We start from the raw sequence: 17,445 nt of genomic DNA, 5'->3' as shown, positions 1-17,445 counted from the left end.
CACAAATCCGGGCATACTAAACCATATTTCTTATCAGGAGGGATGAATATGGGAAAAGATACTGTATTATCTGTTTTTGCCCTTGGCGGTTTAAATGAAATCGGGAAAAATATGTACGCTATTGAATATGGAAACGATATTGTAATTATTGATTGCGGAAATAAGTTTCCTGATGAGAGTTTATTAGGAATCGATTTAATAATCCCTGATATTTCTTACCTAATCGAAAATCAGACCCGTGTGCGTGCTTTAATTGTTACACATGGACATGAGGATCATATTGGGGGTATCCCGTTCTTTTTGAAAAAGCTTAATGTGCCAGTGTATGCAACAAGGTTCACACTGGGGTTAATTGAAATCAAATTAAAAGAACATCGAATACTAAGAGAAAGTGAGCTCATTGAGGTTAACTCAAACTCGCTAGTCCCAATTGGTGAAATGAATATAAGTTTTTTCAAAGTGAACCATAGTATTCCAGATTGTTTAGGGATTGTATTCGACACTCCAGAAGGAACAATCGTACATACGGGGGACTTCAAGTTTGATTTGACCCCTGCTAATGATGAACGAGCCGATATTCACAAAATGGCTGAGATCGGTAACAAGGGAGTTCTCCTTCTGTTATCAGAAAGCACCAATGCAGAGAGACCTGGTTATACTCCCTCCGAACAAATGGTAGGTAAAAATTTGGAGCAGATATTTATAAAGGCAAAACGAAAAGTAATTGTATCCACATTTGCTTCCAATGTTAGCCGGATCCAACAGGTTGTCCATGCAGCAAAAGCAACCAACCGGAAGCTAGCCTTACTCGGGCGTTCGATGGTGAATGTAGTAAAAGTTGCAGAGGAACGTGGGTATTTAGACATTCCCAAAAGTATGTTAATTGATGCCCGTGATATTAATGAATTACCTCCTGAAATGGTGTCAATCTTATGTACAGGGAGTCAGGGAGAAACCATGGCAGCCCTTAATCGATTGTCCACAGGTAACTTTCGCGATGTCGAGATATTACCTGAAGATACGATTATTCTCGCGGCAGGTCCAATCCCTGGTAACGAAAAGAGTATAACTAGTATTGTCGACAACTTATATAAACTTGGAGCACATGTTATTTATGGATCAGGAAGTAGTTCAGGAATGCATGTTTCTGGACATGGATATCAGGAGGATTTAAGGCTTATGCTTACCTTAATGAAGCCGAAATACCTCATTCCTATCCATGGTGAATACCGAATGCTACATCACCACAGAATGCTCGCAGAAACTGTTGGTATCGAGGAAGGCAATACATTTATTATGAAGAATGGTGATGTAGTGGATATTGAAAATTCTATTGCACGTCATACGAGAATGATACCAAGTGGTGACACGTATGTTGACGGAGTCGATATAGGCGATATGGAATTTGTATTGCGAGACCGAAGAAAAATTTCAGAGGATGGAATGCTTGTGATTATCATCCCGATGAATAAACAGGAAGAAAAACTCCTATCTGAACCAGAATTTATTTCACGAGGATTCGTCGATCAGAATTTCTCTGAACTCCGAAAAGGAATGCACCGAATTACGATAGAAACGATCAACGAACTTCAGGAAGCGAATAGAAATTCACGGAATGTCATGAAAAAACAAGTAAAAAGATCCATCGCAAAATATGTAAAAGAACGTACGAGGAAGGAGCCAATGATTGTTCCTATTTTGATGGATATTTGATTTAGAAGAGTTAGTCTAGCAAGTTTAAACTAAACTGTGTAAGTGAGAGCGTACGGCTTTTGCTTACCAGTTTAGTTTTTTAAATAAGAAGGATCTAAATGAGATTATATTTCGACCAATTTGTTTTTCCAATGTTCATTAGCTGTTTAGCGGCATCTTCTGTACTTATTGAAAATTTATCCTCTACCCAAAATTTCAAATAACCTATCGTACCAAAACTTGCGAAAATAGCATAACTTTTCTCTGGGTAAACCTTCATTAATTTTAATGCTAGCGCATCGGAAAGATTTTGAATATATTCCGCTTTTTCAAATTCATACTTATAAAAACTACGATATTGGTAGACATGCTCACAGAGTTTGTATGTAGTATTATTAATTGAAGGAAGTGTCGCTTTTACTATTCGATCTGTATCATAAAAAGATAAAAAGGTAGAGGTAATAGATTCACGCACTTTTTCCATGAGCTCATATTTATCGTGAAAGTGTAAATAGAATGTAGAACGACTAATACCTGCCTTTTTTACAATCTCTTTTACTGAAATTTGTTCAAATCTTTTAATCTCAAGTAGATCCATGAATGCACAAATTATATATTCCCTAGCTGAAATATTATTTTGATCTAATATATTCATGTAGGACCTCCTTATAAAGTGAAACTTCAATCAGTATGGTCGATCTTCATTCCACACCTAGCACTACAAGTCCCTTAAACGAAGAGGTAGAGTTCTTAGTGCTTGTTTATATGGGAGGGAATGGACATTTTTAAGCAAAATGTCGTTTGTATTTAAACTTATCATACCATACCATAAAGAAGTAAACACATTCAATATAGGAGGTAGAAGGATGTCAGACGTTTATGTTATTACAGGTGGTTCAGGTGGTATGGGGAAAGCGGTTGCAGAGCTAGTAGGTAAAAAAGGTACAGTTCTTTTAGCAGATGTGAATGAAGATCGTCTAGCGCAAACAAAAGAAGAGCTAGTGGCTAAAGGAATTCATGACGTACACTATCAAACTGTAGATGTAACAGACAAAGAAAATGTGAAAGATTTAGCAAATAAAGCAGCCTCTTTAGGAACATTAAAAGCTATTGTTCATACAGCAGGGTTATCCCCTACAATGAGTGACTCTAAGCGTATTACAGAAGTTAATTTAGTTGGTACAGGAATCGTGTTAAATGAATTTATTAAATTAGCAGAACCAGGAACTGTTGCAGTATGTATTTCTTCTATGAGTGGTCATATGGCACCAAAAGAGGGGCCATATACGGAAGTACTTAAAAATCCATTAGATGAAAATGTAGTGGAGATGATGGAAAAGTTCTCACAAGGTAATCCAGGTTCTGCATATAGTTTATCAAAATTAGGGGTAATTTTAATTGCTGAAGACCAAGCATGGGATTGGGGACAGAAAGGTGCTCGTATTGTTTCCTTATCTCCAGGTACGATAAATACTCCAATGGGTCGTCAAGAAGCTTCACAGCAAAAAGAAATGAAGGTCCTATTAGATAACACGCCACTACAACGTGAAGGTGAACCAAGTGAAATTGCAACCGTAGTAGACTTCCTAGTTAGTGATGCTGCATCGTATATTACGGGCACAGATATTCTTGTTGATGGTGGAACTACAGCAAATATGACTAAGCTTCGAGCTACTCAAAGTAAATAAAAAAGGAAAAGGGTATTTTCATCAAACAGATCCTTTCCTTAAGAAATTTATTCATAAAACTAGAATTCAGTCTATCTCCAGTATTTGTACCTTAAAGATTAATATAGTTGTTTTAAATTAGAAAGACTCACCTATTAACATGGTGAGTTTTTTGGTGTAGGAAGAGGATAGAAAAGTAGTATTTGAATTATTAAAAGATGTAGGAAAAACAAATGGAATCTGTGTTAGAATGATAGAATGCACATTCGATAAATGCACGTAATAACCAACTAGGAGTGGACAAAGATTGAACAAAAAAGACATAGCCAATATACGTAAACAGTTCAAAGTGAATAATGATTTATTAAAAATTCATGATATCTTCAATGTATACATTATGAAAGAATCGAGTGAGATTTATCATCATCAAAATGTACCATTTGAATTACTAGAGGATGAACAGAAAGATTTATTTATGGCAAATTTTAAAAAAGTACTGTCTGGACAGATGGATGAAAAATTATTCGAGTTAAAATTCCAACGCGATGTAGAAGATAGTAGTCAACTCATTCTACACCAAGGTCTGCTTAGTAACGATACCGAAGAATGGAATGGCCATATGCTTCGTCTCGTAGAAAAGATGCTGAAAGACAAGCAATATGAAATGGATATTGTCGTTACCTTTATTCGCGGGGAATATATGAAACCGATGAAACGCGGTAATGAAGAAGCGGAAGAAAGCGGACGTGATGCAGTTTATTCCAACCCCTTTATTCTATGTAGCATGAATAAAACGCAGGATCCGAAAAAAGAATTATTGTTTGACTATGTGGAAAAAGAGTTTAAATATAATTTTGTCGTAGATCCCGTTATTAACCTGAAAGCACCAACATCAGGATTTTTATTCCCATGTTTCACGGATAATGCTGCGGATGTCAATCATGTTCTCTATTCTGCAGGAAAAGCATATGAACTAGATTATCACTTCATCGAGGAAGTATTAAATGCAGAAGAAACGATGACTGCTGCAGATGATAAAGTTGTTTTCGAGGAAATTGTGAAGAAGGTTACTGGTGACCAAATCAATACATCGACACTTTCCAATGTATACGATGAAATTCATCGTGTTATTGAAGAAAGTGAAGAGAATGAAGAGGAGGAAATACCGAAATTAGACTACAAAGATGTAGAAAAAGTTTTAAAAAGCAGTGGTGTAGCAGATGTCGATACGGAAAAGGTAGAAGATGCTTTTAAGACCGTGATCGATGATGAAAAATATGAGTTCAAAGCGAGTAGTGTCATACCAAAATATAATTCAAAATCAATTAAAATAAAGACAAAAGTAGCGGATATTAAAGTTAGTCCACAAGACTTACGATATGTACGTCAAATCCATTTCGATGGAAAATTAAGTCTTATGATTGAATTAGAAGAAAACACAATGATAGAAGGATTTGAAATGATTCCCGAAGCCTTATTTCAAAAAGCTGAGGAAGAATGAGGGTCAGGTCCCTTGTCCCAAAGTTGGGACAAGGGACCTGACCCCTACTTTAATTTCTGTTTCATAAAACTGCCTAAAATTAATAGTAATATAGGGATTCCAAGGGCAATTGGTAAAGTTACATCAACCCATGTTGTTTCTAATAGTTTCATTGCTCTGTGGTGATCAAAGACCACCCAAAATCCAAATCCACTTAAAAGAAGGCCAACCGGTATAACCAATGGGCGGTAATCTTTTAGTCCAAATAACTTTGATGCAGCGGTAGATGCACAGAGGAAACATAACATAATTTGTGTGAGAATAGATATTGCAAAAAAGGCAATCATAATCATTTCATAACGATGTATAAATTGTCTGATTTGAGCACTTCTAGCCATTTGCATACAGGATACAATATATTGTGCGGTAACTTCCGCACTTAATACACCGACTTCAAGAATTGGCCACATAACAACGAAAGCTCCTCCAAACAGGATACCAGCTGCATTAGATTTTCCCCACTCTTTACGACTTTTAACATAAGGCAAAATGATCGCCACAGTCATAGTAACCATTGCCCAGTCTGAGACATGATGTCTGCTTGCCCAAATGGTATTTGTTACACCAGATTCGAAGGTAGGAAGTAATTCTCGAATATCAAAATGGGAAAAGGATCCTAGCATAAGAAGGATGTTCAAGGCTAAGACCGAAAACACCCCAATTAAGGCCATTCTACCAATTACCTCAATCCCAAAGAAAGCTCCGTAGCAACCCACAATAAATGCTATGACAATAAATAGAGTAATGGGAGCCTCTGGTAAAAAGTAATCCATTAGATGATACACGTAGGTTATCATTATGGCACTATAAGCACCAAGGAAAAAGAGTAACACCAATAGGCTAATGAATTTACTGAACCATGCACCTAATAGTATGTTACTTTGATCCATAACATCACCGGTTGGATAACGTCGTAAAATAACTGGGGTCAGGTCCCTTGTCCCATTTGGGACAAGGGACCTGACCCCAAATCGCCTATTTTTTTGCAATACCAATACCACTAAAGATATAGACTAGTGCAAAGATAATTCCAAGATAAGTCATTGGAGCATATAGGAAAAATTCTCCGGTTGAGACTTGTAACGTTTCCGCAACGAATGCTCCTGTTACTCCCCATGGAATGATAGGGGATAGGGCAGTTCCGGTATCCTCCATCGTTCTAGACCAGTTTTTACGCTGTAAACCAAATTTATCGTATAGTGGACTTATGATTGGACCAATTACGGCATAGGTTACATAGTAACTACCTGTAATAGTAAATAGAATGCTGTGCAGTGTTAAACTAGAGGTCATCATTGCTTTTCCACTTTTAGCAAACTCGACGATTTTATCTAGTAAAATTTGAATAACTCCTGCTGATTTTAATGGTGATCCGAAAATGGCGGCACTAATTAATATAGCGACCGTACCTAGCATGCTCGACATACCACCTCTTTGTAAAATTTCATCAACAATTGGTACGTTCGTAGCATCGGAGTATCCTGTATCTAATGCGGCAAATACCTCCAAAAGATCTCTTCCTTGAAAGATAACGGCCAATAGACAACCTACAATAATCCCTACACCGAATACAGGAAGTGTTGGTTTTTTGAAGTAAATTAACACTAATACAAGTAGTGGTGGAATAATTAATATGGGATTTAAATTAAAGTTATTGCTCATGGTTGATAAAATAAGATCAACGTTCTCGCTGTTATCCATTTGACCACCAAATTGAAACCCTAAAATTAAGTAAAGAATTAAAGAGATGATGTAACCTGGTATCGTGGTCCATAACATATGTTTAATATGGTCTACTAGTTTAACACCGGCCATGGCAGGTGCCATAATGGTTGTATCAGATAGTGGAGATAGCTTGTCTCCAAAGAATGCCCCAACAACAACGGCTCCAGCCGTGTAATGTACGGGAATACCTAAACCAATGGAAACCCCCATAAGTGCAACACCCACTGTACCAATGGTTCCCCATGATGTTCCTGCCATAATGGACATAACAGAACAAACGATAGCTGTAATGATTAAAAACATGGATGGATCAATACTTATTAGTCCATAATAAACTATTAATGGAATAGTTCCAGACATCATCCAAGCTCCAATAAGCATCCCAACCGATAATAAAATCAATATTGCTGGAAGCATTGATTTTATTGTTTCCACTAAGTCTTCTTCAATAGTTTTCCATTTTATCCCCCAGATAAGAGATAGTATCATGACTAGTACCCCAGCTGATATTAGTACGATTGTCGTCGGAGCTCCAAGATATAAAATTCCACCTAATACTACTGTGAATGATAAAACTAGTAGTAATATAGCTTTCCAAGTTGATAGTTTCATTTGTATTTCTCCTTTTTAAAAATTTTCCGATACATAGGTATTCCATTACTATCAGAAAGTATGTAACTAGATCTAGTGTTTAAGTCCGTCTACTTATTATGATTCTGTTAACATAGTATTCATTTAAATTACCTCCGATGCCTATAATATTAGTCTGTCGATTAAAAGGAGATAGAAAAAAAAACACAAAAAAACAATGACAGAAAATAACCTATCATTGTTGACAATATGGTATCTTCCATTTCGATCAGTAGTCCTCCATGCAGACTTGCATGACAGTATGCCTCTTTTTCAAAGACATCCCAGCAAATAATAAGCTTGACTCTTATTACGCTTCGGCGAGCATTCCTTTCATCAATCATCATTGATGTCATACTCCAATTGATTACTGATAATGTTCGCGCCTCTACCTCACCGAGTTGGTAAGGTAATTATTAAATTTTTAACAATATTACTATACTAGTTGGCTAATATCTTTGCAAGTATAATTTTTCTTTTATATTATATTACTAATTTACAATATAGTCAGGATGCTTACTCTATTCAAAAAAGTAATGAGTGATAGGCTTCTTGTAGAACATGGTATACATATTTACCTTCTTGATTAAGTATCTCACTCAAAGGGTAAATTAATGATAAAGGAGGAATCTATTTTGCGTTATGTAATTATAGGTGGTGTGGCTGCTGGAATGAGTGCTGCAATGGAAATTATTCGTACCGACCAATCAGCTGACGTTACGGTTCTTGAACGTGGTAAAGACTATTCATATGGACAATGTGGTTTGCCTTATGTGATTAATGGAGTGATTCCTAGCGTAGAAGACGTTATTGCTCGAAATGTAGAGACGTTTAGAGATAAATATGCTATTAACGCAAAAACCAATACCAAAGTAACCAACATCGATGCGGAAGAACAAATTGTAAGTGGAATCCATACCGAAACGAAAGAGAGATTTACCGCATCGTATGATCGTTTACTCATAGCGTCGGGGTCAGACCCCATTTTCCCAGATTGGGAGGGAATTAATCTAGAAGGTATTCATACATTAAAAACATTGGTTGATACAAAAGGTATTATGAAAGATGTTTCTGATGATATAAAGCATGTAACCATTGTTGGTGGAGGCTATATTGGGTTAGAAATGGCCGAAAGCTTTAAAACACTAGGCAAAGAAGTAACACTCATTCAACGGGGGAAACAGCTTGCTAACATATTTGATTTAGACATGGCAGAATTGATCCATGAAGAAGCAAAGAAAAACGGAATTGAACTTATATTAGGAGAGTCTGTAGAGGGCTTTACAGGTGAAACCCGAGTGGAATCTGTCGTGACCGATAAGCAAACTTACCAGACAGATTTAGTACTAGTGGCAATTGGTGTCCGTCCAAATACTAGATTTTTAAATGATACTGGTATTCATATGAACAAACAAGGTGCAATTCATGTGAATGCTTATATGCAGACATCTATTGAGAATATCTATGCAGCTGGTGATTGTGCGACACACTACCATATCATTAAACAACTAGATGATCATATACCACTAGGTACAACATCAAACAAACAGGGGAGAATAGCAGGAGCCAATATGGCTGGAAATGCCTTAACCTTCAAAGGGATTGTCGGAACATCGATTGTGAAATTCTTTGATTTAACCTTGGGACGGACAGGAATAACCGAAAAAGAAGCGAAACACTTAAATCTATCTTATAAGATGCAAACAATCAAAGCAAATTCTCATGCTGGTTACTATCCTGGTGGTGAAATACTACATATAAAATTACTGTATCATAAAGAGACAAACCAATTACTAGGTGGTCAAGTAATCGGTAAAAAAGGCGTTGACAAACGAGTAGATGTATTAGCTATTGCATTATACAATCAAATGTCCATTTATGAATTACTGGATTTAGATCTTGCTTATGCCCCACCATACAATGGAGTTTGGGATCCAATCCAACAGATGGCAAGAAAGGTGAAAAGGTAATTTTATGGGACATAGGGTCTGACCCCTATGTCCCTTTGTCCTAGGACTTTAAACGCAAAAAACTTCATCAAAAATTAACACATATCTACCTCCTGATTAACAATCGTTTTGTATAGTGAATGCGAATACAATTAAGGAGGGAACTTATGATGAAGGTGTCGAACAAGGTTATGAAAAGGGTATCTATCTTACTTATTTTTTTCTTACTATTTACTCATATGCTAGATTATGCAACTATTGTTCATGCAAGTGTAGAAGGAGAGAACGACGAGACATTTGAATTAGAATCGGAAGAGCTTGATACAGAAGATACAGACTCTAAAGAAGAAGTAGAAGATTCTAATGAAGAGCAAGTAGAGTATAAGGAAGAAGAGAATACCGAGAGTACTATTAAAGAGGAAACAACAGAACAACAAGAAGAAATGATACATAATGAAGAAGTAGAGGAAAAGCTAGAAAAAGAAGAAACCCAAGTGAATACAACAAATAGTGATACGGCCCAAACCACAGAAGAAACAGTTGAAACCAAAGAAATCGACTATCAAACAGTACCTTTGCTCTTAATCACGGAGATTATGCCGGATAATGATGGCGCAGATGATTATGAATACTTCGAAGTATATAATAATAGTGATCGTGCTATTTCACTAGATTACTATACCATTGCTCTTCGTTATACCGATGGGAGCGGGACAGCTGATAAAGCGTTTAGTTTCCCAGAGACAACTATTGATCCTGGTGAGACACTTGTATTTTGGAACAATTCGAAAAACGTAACAGTGGAAGATTTTAATGCTCATTATCAAACAGAATTAACGAGTGATCAAGTTGTGTCTTACCAAGGCACAGGCTTTTATAACAGTGGTCAACGTGGGGTTGTCATTAAAGATGGGGCAGGAGAAGTTGTTTCAATGAGTTATCTAGCTGAAGATATTGCCTCTGGAAAAGTTGCAACCTATCAGTTCCCTGAAGACGGTACCGAAATGAATATCTATGAAACATTAGTAGATCCAACTCCTGGTAGTATAGAGCAGGCACAAATTCCCGAAGAACTGGTGGTTACGAGTGATCATACTGCTCCAACAATCGAGCATCAACCTATAACAGAAGCACAGGAAGGTAGTTCTATAGCGATCCAAGCACAATTAGAAGACGACCAACAAAAAGTAAGTGGTATGCTTCATTATCGTTTTCAAGATGATGTAGATTTTCAAACGATTGCAATGAAAGAAGTAGGAGAAAATATATTTGAAGCTAACATAGGAGCGGAACAGGTAAATGCAGGGACACTGGAATATTTTATAACAGCAACAGATCCTAACCATCGAGTTCGTTTTCCAGAAGCGGATGAGGAAATCATCTCAGTTGAAATTCATGCTCTCGATGAGGGAGATGAAGATTTTCAGTCTTATCCGCAGCTGTTAATTACTGAGATTTCCCCGAACGCAGAAGGGGGAGGAACGGATTATTTTGAGTATTTTGAGGTCTATAATAATACAAATCAAACGTTATCGTTTCAGCAATATGCTACAATCTATTATTATACTGATTCTGGCCGAGAGCTTAGTTTCCAGGTGCCAGGGGTAGAAATCGAATCACAAGAAACATTAGTATTTTGGTATAACAATGGGAATAACACGTTAGAGGATTTTAATGCTCATTTTTCTACGAATCTATCAAGTGATCAAGTAGTAGAAGTGACAGATTCTGCATTTCCTGGATTTGCAAATGGCGGTAATCGAGCGCTTATAATTCGTGATGCACACCAAGAAGAGGTTATATATGCCGATTACGATGGAGCAGATAATGACAATACAGGTGCTGTAATTCAATATAAATATCCATATGAAGGAACCAAAATGAATAAACTGGAAACACTTGCTGCACCAACTCCTGGAACGATTAAGGAGGAGCAAGTTCCAAAAGACCCCGTTATGATTGATGAAAAAGAAGAGGACATGACTCCACCAGTAATCGAGCATGAGCCAGTCGTACAAGCAGATGCATTTTCAAGCATTACTATAGAGGCAGAAATTACAGATGAGATAGCAATTCCTTCCGCTACGGTATATGTGAAAGGGGAAGGGGCAGAATATCGTAGTCTAGCTATGTCAGCTAGCAGCTCAGATCCTACTCGTTACCAAGTAGAGATTCCGGGGATGTATGTGGCAGAGGATCTTACCTACTATATTGAAGCAACAGACGGTGTAAATGTAGAAAGAACAGAAGAATATGTGATTGAGGTTGTAACTATTGATGTCGATACACAAAGTTTGCCACCATTATTGGTAACAGAGGTTGTTCCTGATTCCACTAATGTTGGATCGGCGGACGGTTATGAATTTATCGAGGTTTACAACAATACCAATCAACCAATTCCATTTGAACATTATAAAATGCAATACCGTTATGGAAATGATCCGGCGAGCGATGTTATTTGGCCTTCTATTCCAGATGATGTTGTAATCGAACCCCAGGAAACATTGGTTTTTTGGATTATTAATGGTCAAAACAATCATAAAACAGTAGCAGATTTCAATGCGAATTACGGATCTAATTTAATAGAAGGAGAAAATCTCGTTCGTATCGAATCAGCAGGTATGGCAAATGGCAGTATGAGAGGTCTAATTGTTGCATCTAACATTGGTCATGAATATTCGATTGCTTATTATAATGATCTAGATACCGTAGATGATACACAGCCAGATAAAGGAATCTTTTATAAATATCTAACCGATGGCTCTAATGTGATGGAAAAGGTTAGTGCAGGGGAATTAGATGCAACACCAGGTATGGTAGAAGGTTATCAAGTACCATCAGAGCCTGTAAATGTTTTAGAGGATACTACACCTCCAGTAGTGGAGCATGCTTCGGATATTACATCCATAAAGCAAACAGAAAATTTAGATGTAGCTGTCACCGCGAGTGATCAAGAGGAATTAAAAACTGTGGCTGTTCACTATCGTATGGATGAGGATACGGATTTTCAAAAAGCATTAATTGAACAAGGAGAAGAAATCGGTGTATTTACTTACCGTATTTATGCTCCTGAAATGATCGGTAAGGAAGAGGTAGAGTATTATTTTTCAGCATCAGATGGAGTAAATACGACCGAAACAAGTGTCAAAACCGTTAGCATTGAAAGTGACCTAGATGACTATCCTATACGTTTAAATGTAGAAGAGAATCAGATTTTACATGGTACTTATGTTGTAAAAGGAACCTCTGATATGAACGACCCTTCTGAACTAGACATGAAAATCGATGGGAATGTTGTAGAAAATAACTATCGTGCCCTTGAGCATACAGCATACTTTGCTTTTGAGGTTAGTGGGATCAATACCTATTTCCAAAATGGTGTCACCATTGGCGATGAAATTGTGCACATTTTCGATGACTGGATGGCACAATGGGAAACCATTACCGTGCCAATTGATCCAAACTACTTAACAATGGGTGAAAATACAATTACGATTCGTGCTGGCAATAAAGCAACACCATGGGAAGGAGACCCAGGAGAAAATCGTGATGATTATAATTTAAGAAATGTTCGTTTGGTGTTAGCGGATGGAACTATTTTAACTGATCCGAATCATCCAGATCCTAATAATGTTTTAGATATGGGTGATGATGGGACCTATCGTGTATATGAAGACTTTACGTTTACAATTACGGAGGAGCACGCCAATTCCTTAGCTTATTCGTGGGATACGACTGAAGTAAGTGATGGTACACACGAAATCGAACTTTCAGGTGGGGAGGAGACGATTCAAACTAATGTACTCGTAGATAATACTGCTCCGACCATCGATGCCTCAATCATAGATGGAAACGTGTATAAAGGATCTTTTACGATCGATGCAAAAATTACAGATGATATTGCTGGGATAGACAGCTATTTGGCTGAACTGGATGGCGAAAAAATTGAGCTTCCTTACGAAACATCTTCAGGTGCTTTAGATGCAGGAGAACACAATTTAGTTTTAACAGCTGTGGATCAAGTAGGTAATGAAGCAGTTAAAGAAATAATTTTCGAGACAGTTGAAGAACACCCACAAGTACTAGAAAATGATTCTATGGTAGAAACCGGCGACCCAACGTTAAAGGTTCGTGTTAGTGATCCAATGGGAGATAATGTGCATGTTGGTTTTTATCAAGGTTTTCAATATAAACCGAGTGATACAGAGTCAGTTACTGCTTATCAAGGAACTTCACCTGTTGAACCGCCTAACACAAAAGAGTTGGAAGACGAGAGCCTATTGGAAGAGCAAGAAATCGCACTAGTCGATGAAAAGGATGGCGAATACTTGGTTACCGATGCGACGAAAGCATTTCCATATCATCGATTTGACGTGACATTAGATGATTCTGTAACAGAAGATGATATCGTAGAATTAGTTTGGGAAGGAAATTCGCTAGAAGGTAGAAAGGTAACTATGTATGCTTGGAATTTTGAGTCATCCACATGGGAAATTGTCGATTATCAAATTGCTGGTACAGATGACTTTACTTTAAAAGGGAATGTCGAGGTTAGTGCTTATAGTCAATACCAGGAAATTCATGTATTAATTCAAGATGAAATTCCTGCTAGTTCTGACGACTATGATTACACCTTTGTTTGGATGTCCGATACACAGTATTACTCAGAGAGCTATCCTTATATTTATGAGCGTCAGACAGAATGGATCGTGGAAATGCAAGAAGAGATGAACATTGAATATGTATTCCATAGTGGAGATCTAGTGGATGATACGGATCAAGAGTATCAATGGTTATATGCGGATGAATATATGAAAACATTAGATGATGCGGATGTTCCATATGGTGTTTTAGCAGGTAATCATGACGTGTACCAAAAGGATAACGATTATACCGAGTATTATAAATACTTTGGGGAAGATCGTTTCCGAGATAAGGATTACTATGGTGGCTCCTACTTAAATAACCGAGGTCACTATGATTTAATTTCAGTAGAAGGTAATGACTATATAATGGTGTATTTAGGCTGGGGAATTGATGATGAGGGGATTGCTTGGATGAATAGAGTATTAAGTGAGCACCCTGATCGAACAGCAATTTTAACATTTCATGAATACTTACAAGCAACAGGTACAAGACATCCTTTAGGTGAAAAGCTTTACCAGGAGGTTGTCATTCCAAATGAGAATGTTGTTGCAGTATTATCTGGTCACTATCATGAAGCACAGACATTGATCGATGAGATTGATGATGATGGTGACGGTGAACCTGATCGTACGGTTTATCAGATGTTAGCCGACTATCAAGCAGGTCCAGAAGGTGGACAAGGTTATATGCGTTTATTACATTTTGATACAGAGAACAATCAAATTTATGTCAATACGTATTCACCCTATTTAGATGACTATAATTATTATGATCCAGAGGAATATCCTGAGAAAGATGAGTTTATCATTAATCTAGATTTATCAGCACAAGAAAAACGTGTTGCAACGGATTCCTTTGCGGTCAATGTCTACACGAACAACGAAATTGGATCTGTTGAACATGTAAAGAGTGGTGAAACCGCAGAAGTAACATGGCCCGGTTTAACGGAAGGAGAAAGATACTTCTGGTACGCGACCATTACGGACGACTATTCTGGTTATGCCCGTTCACCAATCTGGTCTTTCGTAAAAGGAGAAGATGACGAATCCGGTGGTGACATAGAAGACCCTGATAAAAATGACGATCAAGGTAACACGGAAAATGGTGGTTCTGGTGGTCAAGGTTCTAATGGAGATGATGACCAAGAATCCAATCGAGATAGAGATAACGGTTCAGAAAAACAAAAAGATAAAACGGATGAATCAACTGTAAGAGATGAGAACGATGGAAGTAATAGTAATATGGATGTAACTATTGGGAAAGGTCTTCCTAATACGACAACTTCGATTTTCAATTACTTGGCATGGAGTTTGTTTTTTATCTTATTAGGGCTACCCTTATATATTTGGCAACGAAAAAGAAGTTATTGATTTGAAGAAGGAAGTCACAGAAGTGGCTTCCTTCTTTCTTTGATAAGTATTAAATCTATTCACTTCCAACATGTTACAAAAACAGAACTAAATCTCTGTATCGAAAAGAAAGGTTACTCCAAATTTGTCTGTTAAGCTGCCATATCCAGGACTAAATGATTGTTGTTGAAATGGCATTTTTACCTTGCCCTCATCCTTTAAAGCCTCAAAAAAACGTTTTGATTTTTCCACGTCATTGGTTGTAATGGAGATTGTCACTTGATTCCCCTGTTGAATAGGTGTGGTACTAGGACTATCAGAAATCATTATAGTCGATTCTTCAATCTGCAATTTTGCATGAGCTACAAGGCCATGTAAATGTTCTGTAGAAGGGTCAGGCATATCATCGTAATTGATCAGCATCATTACTTCTGCTCCTAAAGATTTCTGATAATATTGAATAGCTTCTCGGGCGTTTCCTCCCATCATTAAATAGGGTGTGATGTTTACTGTCATTGTCGCTTCCTCCTTGAATTTTGTCACTATAATGCAATGGTAACACTTTAACTACATTTAAATTTCTTATCAATTGCTACTTTACGGAGCTTTGGATCACTATTAATTAACTTTCTTATCTTCTATGATAATTTTAAGTACAATTAATAATTAACTTTAAAAAAGGGGAGTCAAATGAAGATTCTACTTATGTTTTTTTATTTAATTCGTTAAACCAGGTAAGAAAGGGAATTCATGTGTAAACTACAATTGTTAATTTTAGAAAAGAAAACAATATATTCGATATAGTTGGATTGCTTTAAGAAAATAACTTAAAAAGGAAAATAGGAGGAAGAATAATGAATAAAAAAGTACTAATGGTTGTAACGAATCACACTACGATTACGGATGATCATAAAACAGGGCTATGGTTGGAGGAATTTGCAGTACCTTATTTAACGTTTAAAGAAAATGGATATGACGTGAAAGTAACTAGTATTAACGGTGGTGAAGTACCATTGGACCCAAATAGTATAGAAGAAAAATCGGAGTGGAAGAAAGCGGAGGATGAGTTAAAACATACAGAAAGGCTATCAAAAGAGGATGCACATGGTTTTGATGCTATATTTTTACCAGGTGGTCATGGGACAATGTTTGATTTTCCGGAGAACGAAACACTTCTTTATGTTTTACAACAATTTGCAGAAGAGAACAAAATCATTGGATCTGTTTGTCACGGTCCAGCTGGCTTAGTGAATGTCACCTACAAAGATGGTACACCATTAGTAAAGGGGAAGAAAGTTTCAGCATTTACCGATACTGAAGAAAGAGAGATGCAACTTGATCAGCATATGCCTTTCCTATTAGAAACAGAGTTACGAAAGAAAGGTGCTGAATTTACAGCAGGAGAAAAATGGACAGATCATTCGGTTAGAGATGGAATTTTAGTTACTGGTCAAAATCCGCAGTCAAGTAAAAGTACTTCAGAAAAAGTAGTAGAAGCGTTAAAAGAACAGTAAAATTAAATAATTCATTAGTACTCACAGATATTGTAATTATGATATTTGTGAGTTTTTGTTTTAGATAGAATGAAGTATTGGTCTTGCCTTGTTCTTTTACATACAATCATATTAGATGAATAACTACTGTAAATTATTGGGACATTACTAAAGAGGTGAAGCAGATGAAAAAAATAAGTATAGTAATGTTTTTGCTTATGTTATTTGTGTTGCCATATCCAATAAGTGCTCAACCAAACGTAGAATGTCCAAATGTAAAACAATTGGAAAAAACTTCTTTGAAAGATAAGGATGAACTTGTAGATGCATTGGAGGAGATTGTACCTGATACATACGGAGCCGGTGACTATGGTAATTTTTATTCCGAGTGGGAAGTAATTACTGCTCAACCTTTTCTGGAAACGGTTGGTCAAGAGAAGGAAGAGGTTTATTATGAAATGGCTAAAAACTTCTGTGGAGAAGCGGTAGCAGATCAATCTTGGTTGGTTAGATTGTACTTTCCTAGATGGGAAGGAAAAAGTGCTAGTGCATTGGAAGGTCAGATCTTTTTAGCCAAAAGTGATGAAACAGATGGTTGGTTCGTTTGGTTTAGGTACCACTAAATGTTTAGTTTAGAGTGAATAAGCCCCAGAGACTGGGGCTTATTCTATATTATTGCTACCATGTATTCATAAGCTGTTTTCTAGACATAATCCTCTTTTTCAATTTACGATAGGAGTAAGCAATATTGGA

Annotated in this window: 11 protein-coding genes and 1 riboswitch; of the genes, 7 read left to right on the top strand and 4 right to left on the bottom strand. The window is 36.9% G+C overall.

Translation table 11 applies throughout. From position 1 onward, the window contains the following. The first annotated feature begins 48 nt into the window (after positions 1–48). Entirely contained in the window at positions 49–1,713 is a 1,665-nt protein-coding gene (locus GMD78_RS18520) for a ribonuclease J (RefSeq protein ID WP_246187704.1), read from the top strand. A gap of 94 nt (positions 1,714–1,807) precedes the next feature. Here the strand turns inward: GMD78_RS18520 and GMD78_RS18515 are convergent, their stop codons facing one another. Next, complete coding sequence (locus tag GMD78_RS18515; protein WP_155671057.1) at positions 1,808–2,347, bottom strand: TetR family transcriptional regulator; 540 nt, start codon at positions 2,345–2,347, stop codon at positions 1,808–1,810. A 139-nt stretch (positions 2,348–2,486) separates the two neighbouring features. Here GMD78_RS18515 and GMD78_RS18510 point away from each other — a divergent pair, with 139 nt between their 5' ends. Continuing rightward, complete coding sequence (locus GMD78_RS18510; RefSeq protein ID WP_155671055.1) at positions 2,487–3,380, top strand: SDR family oxidoreductase; 894 nt, start codon at positions 2,487–2,489, stop codon at positions 3,378–3,380. A gap of 286 nt (positions 3,381–3,666) precedes the next feature. After that, positions 3,667–4,860 carry a DUF4317 domain-containing protein gene (locus tag GMD78_RS18505; RefSeq protein WP_155671053.1) on the top strand — a complete coding sequence of 398 codons (1,194 nt, stop codon included), beginning with the start codon at positions 3,667–3,669 and terminating at the stop codon, positions 4,858–4,860. Between the two features lie 44 nt (positions 4,861–4,904). On the opposite strand, the gene GMD78_RS18500 is transcribed toward GMD78_RS18505, so the two are convergent. Further along, on the bottom strand, positions 4,905–5,888 hold the full coding sequence (locus GMD78_RS18500) for a GerAB/ArcD/ProY family transporter (protein ID WP_155671051.1): 984 nt from the start codon (positions 5,886–5,888) through the stop codon (positions 4,905–4,907). Then, a complete protein-coding gene (gene nhaC, locus GMD78_RS18495; protein WP_155671049.1) occupies positions 5,875–7,236 on the bottom strand; it encodes a Na+/H+ antiporter NhaC in 1,362 nt (453 codons plus the stop codon). The genes GMD78_RS18500 and nhaC overlap by 14 nt, the downstream gene beginning before the upstream one ends. Before the next feature lie 243 nt (positions 7,237–7,479). Continuing rightward, positions 7,480–7,653: riboswitch (Lysine riboswitch) on the bottom strand. A 236-nt stretch (positions 7,654–7,889) separates the two neighbouring features. Between nhaC and GMD78_RS18490 the strand changes: the two genes are divergently transcribed. Together GMD78_RS18490 and GMD78_RS18485 are read left to right on the top strand one after the other, a co-directional pair. After that, on the top strand, positions 7,890–9,224 hold the full coding sequence (locus tag GMD78_RS18490; protein ID WP_155671047.1) for a CoA-disulfide reductase: 1,335 nt from the start codon (positions 7,890–7,892) through the stop codon (positions 9,222–9,224). Positions 9,225–9,370: 146 nt separating this feature from the next. Beyond that, positions 9,371–15,220 (top strand): lamin tail domain-containing protein, encoded by a 5,850-nt coding sequence (locus GMD78_RS18485; protein ID WP_246187703.1) that lies wholly within the window; start codon positions 9,371–9,373, stop codon positions 15,218–15,220. 87 nt (positions 15,221–15,307) lie between these two features. Here GMD78_RS18485 and GMD78_RS18480 read toward each other — a convergent pair whose 3' ends face one another. Then, on the bottom strand, positions 15,308–15,715 hold the full coding sequence (locus GMD78_RS18480) for a VOC family protein (protein ID WP_155671045.1): 408 nt from the start codon (positions 15,713–15,715) through the stop codon (positions 15,308–15,310). Positions 15,716–16,053: 338 nt separating this feature from the next. Here GMD78_RS18480 and GMD78_RS18475 point away from each other — a divergent pair, with 338 nt between their 5' ends. Continuing rightward, on the top strand, positions 16,054–16,713 hold the full coding sequence (locus GMD78_RS18475; protein ID WP_155671043.1) for a type 1 glutamine amidotransferase domain-containing protein: 660 nt from the start codon (positions 16,054–16,056) through the stop codon (positions 16,711–16,713). Between the two features lie 164 nt (positions 16,714–16,877). Next, complete coding sequence (locus tag GMD78_RS18470) at positions 16,878–17,315, top strand: hypothetical protein (RefSeq protein WP_246187702.1); 438 nt, start codon at positions 16,878–16,880, stop codon at positions 17,313–17,315. The last annotated feature ends 130 nt before the right edge of the window (positions 17,316–17,445 follow it).

Source organism: Ornithinibacillus caprae (assembly GCF_009728145.1).
Classification (GTDB): domain Bacteria; phylum Bacillota; class Bacilli; order Bacillales; family Amphibacillaceae; genus Ornithinibacillus; species Ornithinibacillus caprae.
This window is presented reverse-complemented; position numbering and strand designations above follow the sequence as displayed.